The sequence below is a fragment of the Streptomyces sp. NPDC039465 genome (genome assembly GCF_055639315.1).
Window position 1 is genome coordinate 20,822 of record NZ_JBVKAP010000006.1, and the last position, 13,689, is coordinate 34,510.

General features: G+C 73.0%; 15 protein-coding genes. 8 read left to right on the forward strand and 7 right to left on the reverse strand.

What is annotated here, in order from left to right; genetic code table 11:
• Positions 1-118: 118 nt before the first annotated feature.
• Positions 119-1,522: a cytosine permease gene (locus tag ACZ7LT_RS20560; protein ID WP_471237495.1), complete on the forward strand. Its 1,404-nt coding sequence runs from the start codon at positions 119-121 to the stop codon at positions 1,520-1,522.
• On the opposite strand, the gene ACZ7LT_RS20565 is transcribed toward ACZ7LT_RS20560, so the two are convergent.
• From ACZ7LT_RS20565 to ACZ7LT_RS20585, 5 genes are all read right to left on the reverse strand, one after another.
• The gene (locus tag ACZ7LT_RS20565; RefSeq protein WP_471237496.1) at positions 1,492-2,124 is read right to left on the reverse strand and encodes a tetratricopeptide repeat protein; all 633 of its coding nucleotides are present in this window, start codon (positions 2,122-2,124) and stop codon (positions 1,492-1,494) included. The genes ACZ7LT_RS20560 and ACZ7LT_RS20565 overlap by 31 nt on opposite strands.
• A gap of 74 nt (positions 2,125-2,198) precedes the next feature.
• A complete protein-coding gene (locus ACZ7LT_RS20570) occupies positions 2,199-3,287 on the reverse strand; it encodes a branched-chain amino acid aminotransferase (RefSeq protein WP_471237497.1) in 1,089 nt (362 codons plus the stop codon).
• A 250-nt stretch (positions 3,288-3,537) separates the two neighbouring features.
• Positions 3,538-4,578, reverse strand: a complete 1,041-nt coding sequence (locus ACZ7LT_RS20575; protein WP_471237498.1) for a 3-isopropylmalate dehydrogenase — start codon at positions 4,576-4,578, stop codon at positions 3,538-3,540.
• A 104-nt stretch (positions 4,579-4,682) separates the two neighbouring features.
• Positions 4,683-4,814: a hypothetical protein gene (locus ACZ7LT_RS20580; protein WP_471237499.1), complete on the reverse strand. Its 132-nt coding sequence runs from the start codon at positions 4,812-4,814 to the stop codon at positions 4,683-4,685.
• 190 nt (positions 4,815-5,004) lie between these two features.
• Entirely contained in the window at positions 5,005-5,901 is an 897-nt protein-coding gene (locus ACZ7LT_RS20585; protein WP_471237500.1) for a LysR family transcriptional regulator, read from the reverse strand.
• 104 nt (positions 5,902-6,005) lie between these two features.
• Between ACZ7LT_RS20585 and ACZ7LT_RS20590 the strand changes: the two genes are divergently transcribed.
• From ACZ7LT_RS20590 to ACZ7LT_RS20600, 3 genes are all read left to right on the forward strand, one after another.
• On the forward strand, positions 6,006-7,007 hold the full coding sequence (locus ACZ7LT_RS20590) for an NADP-dependent oxidoreductase (protein ID WP_471237501.1): 1,002 nt from the start codon (positions 6,006-6,008) through the stop codon (positions 7,005-7,007).
• Between the two features lie 66 nt (positions 7,008-7,073).
• Positions 7,074-7,415: a PadR family transcriptional regulator gene (locus ACZ7LT_RS20595; RefSeq protein ID WP_471237502.1), complete on the forward strand. Its 342-nt coding sequence runs from the start codon at positions 7,074-7,076 to the stop codon at positions 7,413-7,415.
• On the forward strand, positions 7,412-8,161 hold the full coding sequence (locus ACZ7LT_RS20600; RefSeq protein ID WP_471237503.1) for a hypothetical protein: 750 nt from the start codon (positions 7,412-7,414) through the stop codon (positions 8,159-8,161). Before ACZ7LT_RS20595 ends, ACZ7LT_RS20600 begins: the two co-directional genes overlap by 4 nt.
• A 16-nt stretch (positions 8,162-8,177) precedes the next feature.
• Here the strand turns inward: ACZ7LT_RS20600 and ACZ7LT_RS20605 are convergent, their stop codons facing one another.
• On the reverse strand, positions 8,178-8,720 hold the full coding sequence (locus ACZ7LT_RS20605) for a GNAT family N-acetyltransferase (RefSeq protein WP_471237504.1): 543 nt from the start codon (positions 8,718-8,720) through the stop codon (positions 8,178-8,180).
• Positions 8,721-8,809: 89 nt separating this feature from the next.
• Between ACZ7LT_RS20605 and ACZ7LT_RS20610 the strand changes: the two genes are divergently transcribed.
• The 4 genes from ACZ7LT_RS20610 (at position 8,810) to ACZ7LT_RS20625 (ending at position 12,529) form a co-directional block, all read left to right on the forward strand.
• Positions 8,810-9,382: a CDP-alcohol phosphatidyltransferase family protein gene (locus ACZ7LT_RS20610; RefSeq protein WP_471237505.1), complete on the forward strand. Its 573-nt coding sequence runs from the start codon at positions 8,810-8,812 to the stop codon at positions 9,380-9,382.
• Positions 9,379-10,215 (forward strand): phosphatidate cytidylyltransferase, encoded by an 837-nt coding sequence (locus tag ACZ7LT_RS20615; protein ID WP_471237506.1) that lies wholly within the window; start codon positions 9,379-9,381, stop codon positions 10,213-10,215. Before ACZ7LT_RS20610 ends, ACZ7LT_RS20615 begins: the two co-directional genes overlap by 4 nt.
• The gene (locus ACZ7LT_RS20620) at positions 10,212-11,486 is read left to right on the forward strand and encodes a 1-acyl-sn-glycerol-3-phosphate acyltransferase (RefSeq protein ID WP_471237507.1); all 1,275 of its coding nucleotides are present in this window, start codon (positions 10,212-10,214) and stop codon (positions 11,484-11,486) included. The genes ACZ7LT_RS20615 and ACZ7LT_RS20620 overlap by 4 nt, the downstream gene beginning before the upstream one ends.
• Positions 11,487-11,629: 143 nt before the next feature.
• On the forward strand, positions 11,630-12,529 hold the full coding sequence (locus ACZ7LT_RS20625) for an alpha/beta fold hydrolase (RefSeq protein WP_471237508.1): 900 nt from the start codon (positions 11,630-11,632) through the stop codon (positions 12,527-12,529).
• Here ACZ7LT_RS20625 and ACZ7LT_RS20630 read toward each other — a convergent pair.
• Positions 12,516-13,589: a S1 family peptidase gene (locus ACZ7LT_RS20630; RefSeq protein WP_471237509.1), complete on the reverse strand. Its 1,074-nt coding sequence runs from the start codon at positions 13,587-13,589 to the stop codon at positions 12,516-12,518. The genes ACZ7LT_RS20625 and ACZ7LT_RS20630 overlap by 14 nt on opposite strands.
• Positions 13,590-13,689 lie beyond the last annotated feature (100 nt).

A 13,689-nucleotide genomic window follows, 5' to 3' on the forward strand; every position in this document is an offset into this window, starting at 1 on the left:
CTCAAAGCATTGACTCCGGGCCCTGCCGTGGTTCACATTGAGCGTCACTCTAGTTATTGAGCGACGCTCGAAAAGCGGACCTTCGACGAGGCCGGAGAGCAGGGAGAGAGAGCACCCCATGCCGATAGAACAGCGCGGAGTCGACACCATCCCGGACGCGGAACGCACCAGCGGTCCGCGCGATCTGATCGCGATCCTGCTGGGATCCAACCTCTGCCTGGGCGTCATCGTCTTCGGCTGGCTGCCGGTCTCCTTCGGCCTCGGCCTGTGGCCCGCGGTGACCTCGATCCTCGCCGGGACGGCCGTCGGCGTCCTGGTGACCGCGCCGCTGGCGCTGATCTCGCTGCGTACGGGCACCAACCTGTCCACCTCCAGCGGCGCCTTCTTCGGCGTACGCGGCCGCCTTGTCGGCTCGGTCGTGGGGCTGCTGCTCTCCCTCGGCTACACCGCTCTCACGCTGTGGATCGGCGGGGACGTGATGGTGGGCACCCTGGCCCGGCTGGCCGGCCTGCCCACCGGCGGCCTCTCGCACACCCTCGTCTACACCCTGCTGGCGGGCTGTACCGTCGTCGCCGCGGTGTACGGCTACCGCCTGCTGCTCAAGCTCAGCAAGGCCCTCGCCCTCGGCATGACCCTGCTGCTCGCGCTCGGGATCTTCGCCTACGCGGGCGACTTCACCACCGCGGCCGTGCCCGACACGCCCTACCTGCTCGGCTCCTTCTGGCCGACCTGGGTGCTCTCCGCGGTCGCCGCCGGACTCAGCGGCCCGATCGCCTTCATCACCCTGCTCGGCGACTACACCCGCTACATCTCGCCGCGGCGGCACAGCTCCAAGGCCGTCTGGCGGGCCACCTGCCTGGGCCTCGTCGCCGGTCTGCTCGTACCCCAGCTCTTCGGCACCTTCACGGCGCTGGCCGCGCGCGGCGCGCTGGACTACGCCGGGCCGCTGGTCGACGCCTCCCCCGTCTGGTACCTCGTACCGCTGCTGCTCGCCGCGACCGCCGGGTCCATCGGCAACGCCGGTCTGATGCTCTACTCCATGGGCCTCGACCTGGACGCCATCCTGCCGCGCGCGACCCGGGCCCGGGCCACCCTCGCGGTGGCCGCCGTGGCGACCGCCTTCGTCTTCCTCGGGCACTTCGCCTGGGACGCGCAGTCGGCGATGACCTCCTTCGTCCTGCTGCTCACCGCGGTCGGCACCCCCTGGGCGGTGATCACCCTGATCGGGCACGCCCGCTGCGGCGGGGAGTACGAGCCGGAGGCCCTCCAGGTCTACAACCGCGGTGCCCGCGGCGGCGTCTACTGGTTCCAGGCGGGTTGGCACCCCCGCGCGACGGCCGCCTGGGCGCTGGGCGCCGCCGTCGGTCTGGCGTCGGTCTCCACCCCGCTGTACGAGGGCCCGCTGCTCGCCCTGACCGGCGGGATCGACTGCAGCTTCATCCTGTCCGGCGTGGTCGGCGGGGCGCTGTACGCGGCGCTCACCCCACGCGCCTACACCGTGGCCGAGAGGTCCTTGGCGTAGAACGCGATGGCCGGCCGCAGCTGCGCGACGGTCGGGTCGTCGCTGGTGGCGGCGAGCAGGTCGAGCAGGAGCCCCATCGCCTCCTGGTGACGGCCGGTGTTGTGCAGGGCCATGGCGAGGAACGTCCGCAGCCCGCCATGGTCCGGGAACAGCTCCACCGCCCGGCGCAGCAGCCGCTCGGCGTCCTCGTACCGGCCGAGCACCCGGTACGTACTGCCGAGTCCGAGCATCGCCCCGGCCCGGTCCTCGTCGGACAGCTCGCCGGCTCCGTCCTCCGCGGGCGCGCCGCCGGAGAGCTTGTCTGCGGACAACGCGCCCGGCCCGCCGCCGCCCGGCCTGTCTCCGGCCAGGTCCTCGCCCGACACCCCGCCCGGCTCAGCGCCGCCCGGCTCGTCCCCGGTCAGCGCCCGCTCGTAGAACGGCACCGCCTCGGCCTCCAGGCCGAGGACGTCGTGCGCCCAGGCTGTCTGGTAGGCGATCTCCCGGTCGTCGGGCCACCGCCCGACGAGGGCGAGCAGTCGCCCGCGGGCCTCCTCGCGCTCCCCGCGCTCGCGCAGCGCCACGGCCTCGGCCAGTTGTCGGTCCCGCTCGTCCGTCGTCATGGCGCCCATTGTGGAACACGGGTACGACGACGGGCCGTGCCTCTCGCCAAGAGCACGGCCCGTCGTGGCGTCGGCTAGCCCAGCTCGTGCGTCCAGCCGTGGACGTCATCGGCCTTGCCCGTCTGGATGTCGAGCAGGGCCTGGCGCAGCTTGCGGGTGACCTCGCCCGGCTCGCCGCCGGACTGCTGCCACTCGCCGGAGGCGCACTTGACCGTGCCGACGGGGGTGATCACCGCGGCCGTACCGCAGGCGAAGACCTCCTTGAGCGTGCCGTTCTCGGTGTCGGCGCGCCACTGGTCGATGGAGATCCGGCCCTCCTCGGAGGCGTAGCCGAGGTCCTTGGCGAGGGTGAGGAGGGAGTCGCGGGTGACGCCGGCGAGCAGCGAGCCGGTGAGCTCGGGGGTGACGATGCGGTCCTCGTACACGAAGTAGAGGTTCATGCCGCCCAGTTCCTCGACCCACTTGTGCTCGACGGCGTCGAGGTAGGCGACCTGGTCGCAGCCCTTGGCAGCGGCCTCGGCCTGGGCGAGCAGGGAGGCGGCGTAGTTGCCGCCGGTCTTGGCGTCGCCCATGCCGCCGGGGACGGCGCGGACGCGGTCCTCGGAGACCCAGATGGAGACCGGCTTGACGCCCCCGGGGAAGTAGGCGCCGGCGGGCGAGGCGATGACCAGGAAGAGGTACTCGTTGGCGGGCTTCACACCGAGCCCGACCTCCGTGGCGATCATGAAGGGGCGCAGGTAGAGCGAGGACTCGCCGCCGTGCGCCGGGACCCAGTCCTTGTCCTGCTGGACGAGGCGGTCGCAGGCCTCGATGAAGGTCTCGACCGGCAGTTCGGGCATGGCCAGTCGGCGGGCGGAGGCCTGGAAGCGGCGGGCGTTGGCCTCCGGGCGGAAGGTGACGACCGAGCCGTCGGGGCGGCGGTAGGCCTTCAGGCCCTCGAAGATCTCCTGGGCGTAGTGCAGGACGGTGGTGGCCGGGTCGAGGGAGAGCGGACCGTACGGCACCAGCTGACCGTCGTGCCAGCCGCGGCCTTCGGTCCACTTGATCGTCACCATGTGGTCGGTGAAGTGGCGGCCGAATCCGGGGTTGGCCAGGATCGCCTCGCGCTCCGCGTCGGACAGCGGGCTGGAGGAGGGCTTGAGCTCGATCGTGGGCGTCGTCATGAGTGCGTGTCCTTCACCGTTTGTGTGTGTCGGACCGCGCTCACGCCGCTGCTGCTAGGACGTCCGAGCTTTCCCGCATGCCGCGGCCCCACGTTCGATTATCGCCCGCGGGGGCCGGTGGGGTGAAGCGGAGTGATTGCGGTCCAGGGTTTGATGGTGGCACCCCGCGACCGCAATGGAGAAGCCGCCGGGTGCGGATGCGACCCGGCGGCTTGTGTGCCTCACGTAGGAAGGCGCGTCAGTCGGCGGGCTAGCCGGCTACTCGTACGGCGAGCGCGTCGCCGATCTCGTCGGTCGTCCGCGCGGAACCGTCCCGCGCGGCCAGGTCGGCGGCGACGGCGTCCTCGATCCGGGCGGCCTCGGCGTCGAAGCCAAGGTGGCGCAGGAGCAGCGCGACGGACAGGATCGTCGCCGTCGGGTCGGCCTTGCCCTGGCCCGCGATGTCGGGCGCGGAGCCGTGGACGGGCTCGAACATGGACGGGAAGGTCCGGTCCGGGTTGATGTTGGCGGACGCGGCCAGGCCGATTCCGCCGGTCACGGCGGCGGCGAGGTCGGTCAGGATGTCGCCGAAGAGGTTGTCGGTGACGATGACGTCGAAGCGCTCGGGCTGGGTGACGAAGAAGATCGTCGCGGCGTCGACGTGCAGATAGTCGGTGGTGACCTCGGGGTACTCCTGGCCCACCGTGTCGAAGATCTTCTTCCACATGTGGCCGGCGTAGACGAGGACGTTGTTCTTGTGGACCAGCGTCAGCTTCTTGCGGGGGCGGGCGTTGGCCCGCTCGTACGCGTCACGGACGACACGCTCGACGCCGTAGGCGGTGTTGACGCTCACCTCGGTGGCGACCTCGGCGGGCGTGCCGGTGCGCAGCGAGCCGCCGTTGCCGGTGTACGGGCCCTCGGTGCCCTCGCGGACGACGACGAAGTCGATCTCGGGGCGGCCGGCCAGCGGGCTCACCGTGTTGGGGAAGAGCTTCGACGGACGCAGGTTCACGTAGTGGTCGAAGGCGAAGCGGAGCTTGAGGAGCAGGCCCCGCTCCAGGACGCCGGAGGGCACGGATGGGTCGCCGATCGCGCCGAGCAGGATGGCGTCGTGGTTCTTGAGGGAGTCGAGCTCCGCGTCCGGAAGGGTCTCTCCGGTGCGGTGCCAGCGCCGGGCGCCGAGGTCGTACTCCTTGGTCTCCAGCTTCACGTCCTGCGGAAGGACGGCCGTAAGGACCTTCAGGCCCTGGGCCACGACTTCCTGGCCGATGCCGTCACCGGGGATCACTGCGAGATTGATGCTGCGAGACATGTCGGCACCCTACTCCCCGTCCCAGCCGTTGACACATCACTGTCCACCATGCGGACGAGGGATGTGCACGGCCCGGTACGGCGGTTCGAGGTGGAGCGCTCGGCCTAGTGGCCGGTGGCGCCGCCGTTGTCCCTGCGGTCGAGTGCGCGCTGCAGGGCGGCGGCGGCGTTCTTACGGGCGTCGTCGTTCGGACGGGCGACGGAGTGGCGGACGCGACGGACGGTCTCAGCGGCCATGATGATCGACTCCTTGAGATCAGAGAAATGATCGAAGGCGCCGGAAGGGGCGGGGAGCGGGCCCGCAGGGGTTGCCTGCGCGAGGGGCACGGCGCTCTCGACCGCCATTCGCTGATGGAGCGAGACGTTCGGCTTCTACAAAGCTAAGGGAGCCGGGGCTGTCTGTCTGCACAATTACTTGGGCTTCCTACTATCTGAGACGGCTTCCTTCGCCGCGGGCGGGCACCGGCACTCTCAATTCCCGGATCAGCGCCCGCACGGCGATCGATTTCGCCTGCTCAGGGGCGGTGACATAGCCGACGGACCGAGTCGGGCGCGCCGGGCCCAGATCACTGATCTCGATTCCGTCCGGTGCTCCGATCAGGGACAGCTCCGGCATCACGGCCATACCGAAACCCCTGCTCACCAACGAGAGCACCGCTCCGTCGTCTTCCGTACGCACGGTCGCCGTCGGCAGCCACTCCTGCCGCTGCCACCACTCGCGCGTGTAGGAGGTGCAGTTCTCGTCCCAGTCGACCAGCGGCAGCGTCCGGGGCGAGGGATGCCCGGCCGGGTGCACCAGCGCGTACCCCTCCTCCAGCAGGACACCGCCGATCAGCTGCGGCGGTACGGGCGAGGTCGTCCCGATCGTCGCGATCCCCACGTCGGCGCGCCCGTCGAGGACTTCCCCCGCGGCCCCGCGCCCCACCTCCCGTACGATCCGCACCTCCGGCACGATCTCGGGGTGGCGCGCGGCCAGCCGCTCCAGGGCATCCGGCAGCAGATGCAGTGCCGCGCTGCGGAAGGCGGCGATCCGCAGTGGCCCGGCGGCCGCGCCCCGCTCGGCGCCGCGGACCTCGGCGCGCATCACCTCCAGGAGCCGCAGGACGCGCCGGGCATGGGCGACGGCCCGCTCGCCGGCGGCGGTGGGCCGGGCGCCCCCGCGGCCCCGGTCGAAGAGGACGGCGCCGAGCTTGCGCTCGCTGCCGCGCACCGAGTGCGAGACGGCGGACTGGGTCATTCCGAGGGCGGCCGCGGCGGCGGAGAAGCTCCGCCCGTGCGCGACGGCGACCAGGACACGCAGTTCATGGGGTGCGAGATCGGTCATGTGCGGGTCTCTCACCTCGGAGTATGAGCAGCATTCATGGCTGGGGCCCTTCCATCGACGCAGCCTACTGCCCGGTCGGCGCCGCCCTGCCTACGGTCGTGATCATGACGAAGCAGACCTCGCTCGCCGTGCACCAGACCGCCCGCCCCCACGGCTTCCCGACCGCCGCCGACTTCACCTTCGCCGAGGCGCCGGTCCCCTCCCCCGCGCCCGGCACCGCGCTGGTGGAGAACCTCTACTGGTCGGTGGATCCGTACCACCGCGAAATGATGGACGGCAATTTCGCCCTGCACGCCCCGCTGGAGGGCCGCACCCTCGGCCGGGTCGTCGCCTCGCGCGATCCGGGCCTGCGGGAGGGCGATCTGGTCCTGCATCGCGAGGGCTGGCGCACCCACTCGCTGGTGACCGCCGCCGCCTCCCGGCGACTGGCCGAGCACCCGGGCGTACCGCTCTCCGCCTATCTGGGCATCCTCGGCGGCACGGGCCTGTCGGCCTATGTCGGCCTCACCCGTATCGCGAAACTCCAGCCGGGCGAGGACCTGTTCATCTCGGCGGCGGCGGGCGGGGTGGGCACGGCCGCCGGCCGGATCGCGCGGCTGCTGGGCGCCGGGCGGATGGTCGGCAGCGCGGGCTCGGCCCGCAAGGTCGCCCACCTCGTCGAGCGGGTCGGCTTCGACGCGGCGTTCGACTACCACGACGGACCGGTGGGTGACCTGCTCGCCAAGGCCGCACCGGACGGGGTGGACGTGGTCCTCGACGGGGTGGGCGGCGACCATCTGGAGGCCGCGATCGACGCGGTGCGGGAGTACGGACGGATCGCCTGGGTCGGCGCGGTCGCGCAGTACCACTCCCTGGACACCCCGCCGCCCGCGCCGCGCAACCTCTACACCGTGGTCGACAAGAGCATCCGGCTCGAAGGGTTCCTGGTGCGCAACCACCGCGACGTGCAGGAGGAGTTGGAGGACTTCGCCGTGCCGCACCTCCGCAGCGGACGGCTCCCGCTGGACGAGACCGTGGTGACGGGATTCGAGAACATCGTGGAGGCCTTCCTCGGGATGCTGCGCGGGGAGAACACCGGGAAGATGCTGGTGGCCCGATCCAGCTAGCTTCCCCACCCAAGTAGCTGGGCCAGCTAGGTTGCATTCCTACCTAGGTGGTGCTGAAATACAGTCATGGCCGCAGACCGCAGATCCAGTTGGCTCAAAGGCGTCCTCGATCTCCTCGTCCTCTCCTGCCTCACCGACGGGGAGAGCTACGGATACGAGATCTCCAAGGCGCTCGCCGAGGCGGGCCTCGGCGAGATCAAGGGCGGAACGCTCTACCCGGTCCTGAACCGGCTGGAGGAAGCCGGGCTCGCCGTGGGGGAGTTCCGGGCCGCCGAGCGCGGGCCGGGCCGCCGCTACTACCACCTCACCGAGGCGGGGCGGCACCACCTCGCCGCCGAGACCGACGCCTGGCTGGACTTCCACACCGCCGTAAAGACCATGCTGCACACCGGGGGAACGACACGATGAGCACCGAGCTGACCACCTACTTCGACGAGCTGTCCACCGCGCTGCGCACCGCCGGTGTCGCCGAGGCGCAGATAGCCTCCACCGTCGCCGAACTGACCGGCCACCTGGCCGAAACGGGCACGGCTCCGGAGGAGGAGTTCGGGCCGGCGGCGGCGTTCGCGGCGCAGCTCGGCGGCATGGCCCCGGCCGCCGAGGGACCGGTCGCCGAGGCGGAGACCTGGACCTGGACCGCCGACCTCTACAGCGACCGGCTCCGGCTCGCCGCCCATGGCGACGAGGGCTGGGAGGTCGAACGCCTCGACGGACTGGGCCGGTTCGTCTGCCGCCGGGTGCCGGGGTCGGCGATGCGCTGGGAGTACCGCCGCGAGCTCATCTCCGGCCGCCGCCGAGCCCGGGTCCTCGCCGAACTGGAGCCCGAGGGCTGGGAGATGTGCGGCGAGTGGGCGGTCTACGCCTACTTCAAGCGCCCCAAGGCCGCCAGCGAGGGCCCGGCGGCCGAGCTCGCCACCCTGCCGGCGAAGCCCAAGGGGTGGCTGTACCTCAGCACCCGCGGCCGCTGGCTGCTGGCCGCCTGGGCCGCCCTGCTGGTCTTCCTCGGTACGGCATATCTGACCAACGCCCTCCACATGCCCTCGTACGCCGCCGCGCTCATCGCGCTCAGCGGCGCGGCGGGGGCGGCGTACGGCGCCAAGCGGGACCTCGTCAAGGGCACCGACGACCGGGGGACGAAGGCCAAGGCCCGCTGAGGAGGGCCGGCGCCCGCTAGAGAAGGTCGCCGTCGCGCCAGTCGAACTGCAGCGGCCCCGCGGCCGGTTCCGGCAGCGGGCGGCCCCCGGGCAGCAGAAAGGTGAAGTCCTCCTCGTCCGGCAGGTGGACGACGCCCTCGGGGCCCATCGCCTCGATCCGCCCGCGCCACAGCCGCCAGCCCCGCGCGGCATACAGCGCCGCCCCCTCGTCCGACGCGGACAGCGCGCCGAGGTCGTACGCCCCGGCGACCACCTTCTCCAGCTCCGCCATCACCCGGCCGCCCAGGCCCTGCCTGCGGCGGTCGGCGCGTACGGCGACCGCCTCCACATAGCCGGTCCGGTACGCGTAGCCGGCGTGCCGCACCCGCCGCATGACCACGCTGCCGTGCGCGGCGATCCCCCGCCCGTCCTCGACCCAGGCGTGGATGCCGCCGAGGCCGTGCTCGAAGTCCTCGTCGGCGAAGTCCCCGTCGAAGGCGGCGTCCAGGAAGGCGCGAAGGCCGGTGAGGGCGGGGGCGGGCAGCTCGTAGGTGTGGGCGGTGCTCAGTCGGTCGGTCATGCACGCCACTCTCACAGCTCGGGTACTCAGCCGCAGTTGAGTATCCGGGGCGTGGTGGGGAACCGGCCAGTCGGCCGAGAGTGGTGCCTATGAACGGCCTCTACGCTCTCAAGCCCTGGTACGCGGACCGGCTCGCCGGTGTCCGTGCCGCGCTCGCCCGCCGCGAGGTGTCACCCGACACCCTCACCGCGGCCGGTGTGCTGTGCGCCGCGGCGGCGGCCGCCGTCCTCGCGTACGTCCCGGCGCCGCTCGCCGCCCTGCCGGTGGCCGTGCTGCTGGCGGCCCGGCTCGGCTTCGCCAACCTCGACGGGGCGCTGGCCCGCGACACCGGCCGTACCACCCGGCGGGGCGCGGTCCTCAACGAACTGGGCGACCGGGCCGCCGATCTGGCCGTCCTGGCCGGTTTCCTCACGCTGGCCCCGCTGTGGCTGGTGGCCGTCGCCGCGCTCGCCGCGACCCTGCCGTCCTGGGTGTCGCTCGCGGGCGCGGCGGCCGGTGCGCCCCGCCTCAACGGCGGACCGCTCGGCAAGACCGAGCGCTGTCTGCTCGTCGTCGTGGCGGCGGCCACCGGCTGGGCCGTCCCGGTCCTGGCCGTGATCGCGGCCGGCTCGGCGCTCACCGCGCTGGTGCGGCTCGCCCGGATCTGGCGGGAGCTCGCATGAGCGGGGTGGTGGCGGCGCTGCCGCTGGTGGCGGGGGCGCTCGGTGCGGGCGGGGTCGCGGTGGCGGCGCTGCCGCCCCGGGTCCGGATGCGCGAGGAGCTGCGCAGGCGCTGGCGGACCTGGGCGCTGGCCGCGCCGGTCTTCCTCGGCGCGCTGCACTTGGGCGGCGGCGGGGCGTTCGCGCTGGCCGCGGCGCTCGGGGTGATCGCGGTGGGCGAGTACGTACGGATGGCGGGCCTGCGCCCGGCCGACCACGCGGTCCTCGTCGCGGCCGGGTGCGGGCTGCCCGCGCTGGCCTGGCTGGCGCCGGATCTCCTGGACGTGCGGACGGCGGGGCTGCTGCTCGTGGCAGCGGGGCTGCCGCCGCTCCTGTCCGGCGACACGGCGGGCGGCTTCACCCGCGCGGCCAGGACCTCGTTCGGGGTGCTGTGGATCGCGGTGCCGCTGACGGGTCTGGTCCTGCTCGGCGACACGGCGGTGGCGGTGGGCCTCGCGGTGGCGCTCGGCGATGTCGGCGCCTGGTGCGGCGGGACACTGCTGGGCCGCCGGGGCCCGCTCGCCCGTCCGCTCTCCCCGCACTCACCGAACAAGACCTGGGCGGGCGTTGCGGGCGCGGCGGCGGCGAGCGCCCTGGCCCTGCTGGCCGTCGGCGCCTTCACACCGGGGCTGTGGGCGGCGGTGCTGATCGGCGGGGTCCTGGGCGATCTGCTCGAATCGATGGTGAAGCGGGAGGCGGGGGTCAAGGACGCCGGCAGCTGGCTGCCGGGCTTCGGCGGCCTGCTGGACCGGATCGACTCGCTGCTGCCCGCGCTGCTGCTGGCGGTGATCCTGTGAACGGCGCCTCCACGCCGGCTTCAGGGGCCGGGCACCACGAGGGCGACGGCGGCTCGGCGCCCGGGCAGGGGGCCGGGGCCGGGGGCCTCGCGGTCGGTGCCGTCGCGCGGCGGTCGTACGTCTCCTCGGCGCTGCGCCGCGCCCTGTGGTGGGTGGTGCTGACGCTGACCGGCGGGGTGGAGCGGCGGGGCAGGCTGCCCCGGACCGGGTGTGTCGTGGTCGCCAACCACTCCTCGCACGCCGACACCGCCGCGCTCCTCGCCGCCCTGGACGCCCGGCACGCCCCGGCGATCGGCGCGGCCGCCGACTACTGGTTCGCCTCGCCGTGGCGGCGCCGGATCTGCCGGCGCCTGGCGGCCGGGTTCCCGGTGCGGCGGACCGGCGGCGGCATGGACGACCTGCTCGCGCACGTCGACGCCGTGCGCGCCGGCCGTGCGGTCGTCCTCTTCCCCGAGGGCACCCGGCGCCCCGACGGCGAGGTCGGTTCCTTCCACCGGGGCGCGCTGGTCCTCGCCGAGCGCGCGGGCGTCCCGGTCGTACCGGTCGGCATCGCGGGTACGGACCGGCTGCTGCCCAAGCACGGCCGGCTGCGTTCGGCGGTGGTCCGGGTCCGGATCGGCGAGCCGCTGCCGCCGACGGCCACCCCGCAGGAGGCCCGCGACGCGGTCGCGGCGCTGCACGCCCGTACCCGCGCGAAGACGCTGCGGGACTCGGCCGCCCGCCGCCGGGTGGCGGCCGTGGCCGGCTCCCGCCTCGGGCTGCCGCTCGCCTTCGCCTGGGCTTTCGCCGAGGCGCTGAGCTGGCCGCTGATGCCGGAGCTGCTGCTCGGGATCGCCTGCGTCGCCGTCCCGCGCCGGGCGCTCAGCCTCTCCCTTTCGGCGCTCGCGGGCAGCGTGGCCGGGGGGCTCCTCGCCCTCCATCTGGCCGCCGGCGGACTGCACTTGCCCGCGCCGCTCACGACCGACCGGATGCGCGCGGAGGTCCGCGCCGAGCTGTCGGCGGAGGGCGCGGCGGCCGTACGGCACCAGCCGTGGAACGGCATTCCGTTCAAGGTGTACGGGTCGGAGGCGGGCCGGGCAGAGACCGGGACGGCGCAGTGGCTGACCGAGGCGTCCCGGGCGCGGGGGGCGCGTACGGTCTCGGTGGGGCTGGCGTTCGGCGCGTTCGGGCTGCTGATGCGGAGGTTCCGGCGCTTCTACGGGGTGTATCTGGTGCTGCTGGGCGGCGGGTTCACCCTGGGCCTGTCGCTGATCGTGGCGGGCTGGCGCTGACGGGCGGGGAGCGGGGCCGGCAGTCGATCAGGCCCTCGTCGAGATCTAACCTCTCAATGCACATTGACAGGTTATGCACACGAGCGGTTGACTGACGCTGCACGGCCTTAACCAGTCACCTGCGCATGAGGGGTTAGAGAAAAGTGACCGTACAGGCGATCCACCACCGCACCGTCACCGTCCGCGGCCACGAGATCTTCTACCGGGAGGCCGGGGCCGCGGACGCGCCGGTGCTGCTTCTGCTGCACGGCTTCCCCACGAGCTCGTACATGTTCCGCGACCTGATCCCCCACCTCGCCGGCCGCTACCGCGTCATCGCCCCCGACCACCTGGGCTTCGGCCACTCCGCGGCCCCCTCGGCCAAGGAGTTCCACTACACCTTCGCCGAACTGGCCGCTCTCACCGGCGAGTTCACCGAGCGGCTGGGGCTCGACCGGTTCGCCCTCTACATCCAGGACTACGGCGCCCCGATCGGCCTGCGCCTCGCCCTGGCCCACCCCGAGCGCGTCACCGCGATCGTCACCCAGAACGGCAACGCCTACGAAGAGGGCCTCGGCACCGAGGCCTGGGCGCCGGTACTCGCCCTGATCGCCGAGCGCACCCCGCGTACGGAGGAGCCGGTCCGTGCGATCCGTTCCCTGGAGGGCATCCGGTGGCAGTACGAGACCGGCGTCCCGGACCGCCACCGCTCTCTCCTGAACCCGGACGCCTGGCACCACGACGCCGCCCTGATGGACCGCGACGGCCAGGACGGCATCCAACTGGACCTGATCGCGGACTACGGCGCCAACTTCGCGCTCTATCCGGCCTTCCAGGAGTACTTCCGCCGGAGCCAGGTCCCCCTGCTCGCCGTCTGGGGCGCGGGCGACGAGGTGTTCGTGCCGGCGGGCGCGCAGGCGTTCCGCCGCGACCTGCGGGACGCGGAGATCCACCTGCTGCCCACCGGCCACTTCGCCCTGGAGACCCACGCGCCCCACATCGCGGCGCTGATGGACGATTTCCTGACCCGGCGGGTCGGCTCGGCGCCGGTCAGTACACGTTGACCCCGTACGCCGCCAGCGCCTCCTTCACCGGCTGGTGGATCGCGGAGCCGTTCGTGCCCGTGCAGCCCGAGCTGCCCGAGTGGATGCCGAGGGCGACCGAGCCCGCGAAGTGGGCGCCGCCGCTGTCGCCGCCGGCCGAGCAGGCGGTCGTGCGGACCATGCCGTAGACGGGGCCGTCGCTGTAGTTGACCGTCACGTTCACGGCCGTGACCGTGCCGCTGGTGACCTTGGTCGTGGAGCCGGACTTCTTCAGGGCCTGGCCCACGACGGCGTTGGCGGCGGACGCGATGTCCTGGTAACTGCCGTTGTAGAGATTGACGTTGCCGGCCGGTGCCGAGCCGTTCGTGTAGCGGACGATGCCGTAGTCGTTGGTGGGGAAGCTGCTGCCTTCACGGACGCCGATCTGGGCGCCGCCCGAGGTCGCCGACCAGCTGCTGGCGATGTTGGTGCAGTGCCCTGCGGTCACGAAGTAGCGCGTGGTGCCCTTGGAGACGTTGAAGGCGGCCGAGCAACGCGAGCCGCCACCGTAGATGGCGTCGCCGCCCGCGACCTCGCGCTGGAACGTGCCGGCGACACGGCTGATGCGGATCGCCCCGCCCTGGTCGGCGGCGACCGCCCGCAGCCGGGCCAGGTCCCGCGCCGAGACGGACCGGTCGGCCTCCACGGCGATCTGGTTGGTGCGCGGGTCCAGACCCCAGGAGGTGCCCGGTATCTTCGCGCCGAACTCCAGGGCGGCGACGGCGGCCGCGAGCTGGGCCGCGCCGCGCGTGACGCGCCGGGGCGTGGCTCCGGCGGCCCGGGCGCGTTCGGCGGCGGCTTCGGTGGTGACGGTGGCGACGAGCTTGCCGGTGGCCGCGTCCAGGTAGGTGCCCGCGGAGCGGGCGCCGAGGTTGCGCTCGACGGCCGAGTCGACGGCGAAGACCTGGGTGGGGTCGGGGGTGGGGGTGGAGGTGGGGGCGGGGGCGGCCGAGGCGGGGGCGGCGCCGACGCCGAGCGAACCGGCGGCGAGCAGGGCCGAGGCGGCCAGGGCGAGGCGCGTGCGCGGTCTGTGAAGGCTCATGTCGAGTAAATTGACATGGACATTACTGAACCACAAGACCGCGTTCCGGACATGGAACCGCCCCCGTCCTGGGTTGGGGGTCCAGGACGGGGGCGGCGTT

Coding starts and splice junctions, on each gene's coding strand:
- ACZ7LT_RS20560 (WP_471237495.1), top strand. CDS start 119: ATGCCGATAGAACAGCGCGGAGTCGACACCATCCCGGACGCGGAACGC.
- ACZ7LT_RS20565 (WP_471237496.1), bottom strand. CDS start 2,124: ATGACGACGGACGAGCGGGACCGACAACTGGCCGAGGCCGTGGCGCTG.
- ACZ7LT_RS20570 (WP_471237497.1), bottom strand. CDS start 3,287: ATGACGACGCCCACGATCGAGCTCAAGCCCTCCTCCAGCCCGCTGTCC.
- ACZ7LT_RS20575 (WP_471237498.1), bottom strand. CDS start 4,578: ATGTCTCGCAGCATCAATCTCGCAGTGATCCCCGGTGACGGCATCGGC.
- ACZ7LT_RS20580 (WP_471237499.1), bottom strand. CDS start 4,814: ATGGCCGCTGAGACCGTCCGTCGCGTCCGCCACTCCGTCGCCCGTCCG.
- ACZ7LT_RS20585 (WP_471237500.1), bottom strand. CDS start 5,901: ATGACCGATCTCGCACCCCATGAACTGCGTGTCCTGGTCGCCGTCGCG.
- ACZ7LT_RS20590 (WP_471237501.1), top strand. CDS start 6,006: ATGACGAAGCAGACCTCGCTCGCCGTGCACCAGACCGCCCGCCCCCAC.
- ACZ7LT_RS20595 (WP_471237502.1), top strand. CDS start 7,074: ATGGCCGCAGACCGCAGATCCAGTTGGCTCAAAGGCGTCCTCGATCTC.
- ACZ7LT_RS20600 (WP_471237503.1), top strand. CDS start 7,412: ATGAGCACCGAGCTGACCACCTACTTCGACGAGCTGTCCACCGCGCTG.
- ACZ7LT_RS20605 (WP_471237504.1), bottom strand. CDS start 8,720: ATGACCGACCGACTGAGCACCGCCCACACCTACGAGCTGCCCGCCCCC.
- ACZ7LT_RS20610 (WP_471237505.1), top strand. CDS start 8,810: ATGAACGGCCTCTACGCTCTCAAGCCCTGGTACGCGGACCGGCTCGCC.
- ACZ7LT_RS20615 (WP_471237506.1), top strand. CDS start 9,379: ATGAGCGGGGTGGTGGCGGCGCTGCCGCTGGTGGCGGGGGCGCTCGGT.
- ACZ7LT_RS20630 (WP_471237509.1), bottom strand. CDS start 13,589: ATGAGCCTTCACAGACCGCGCACGCGCCTCGCCCTGGCCGCCTCGGCC.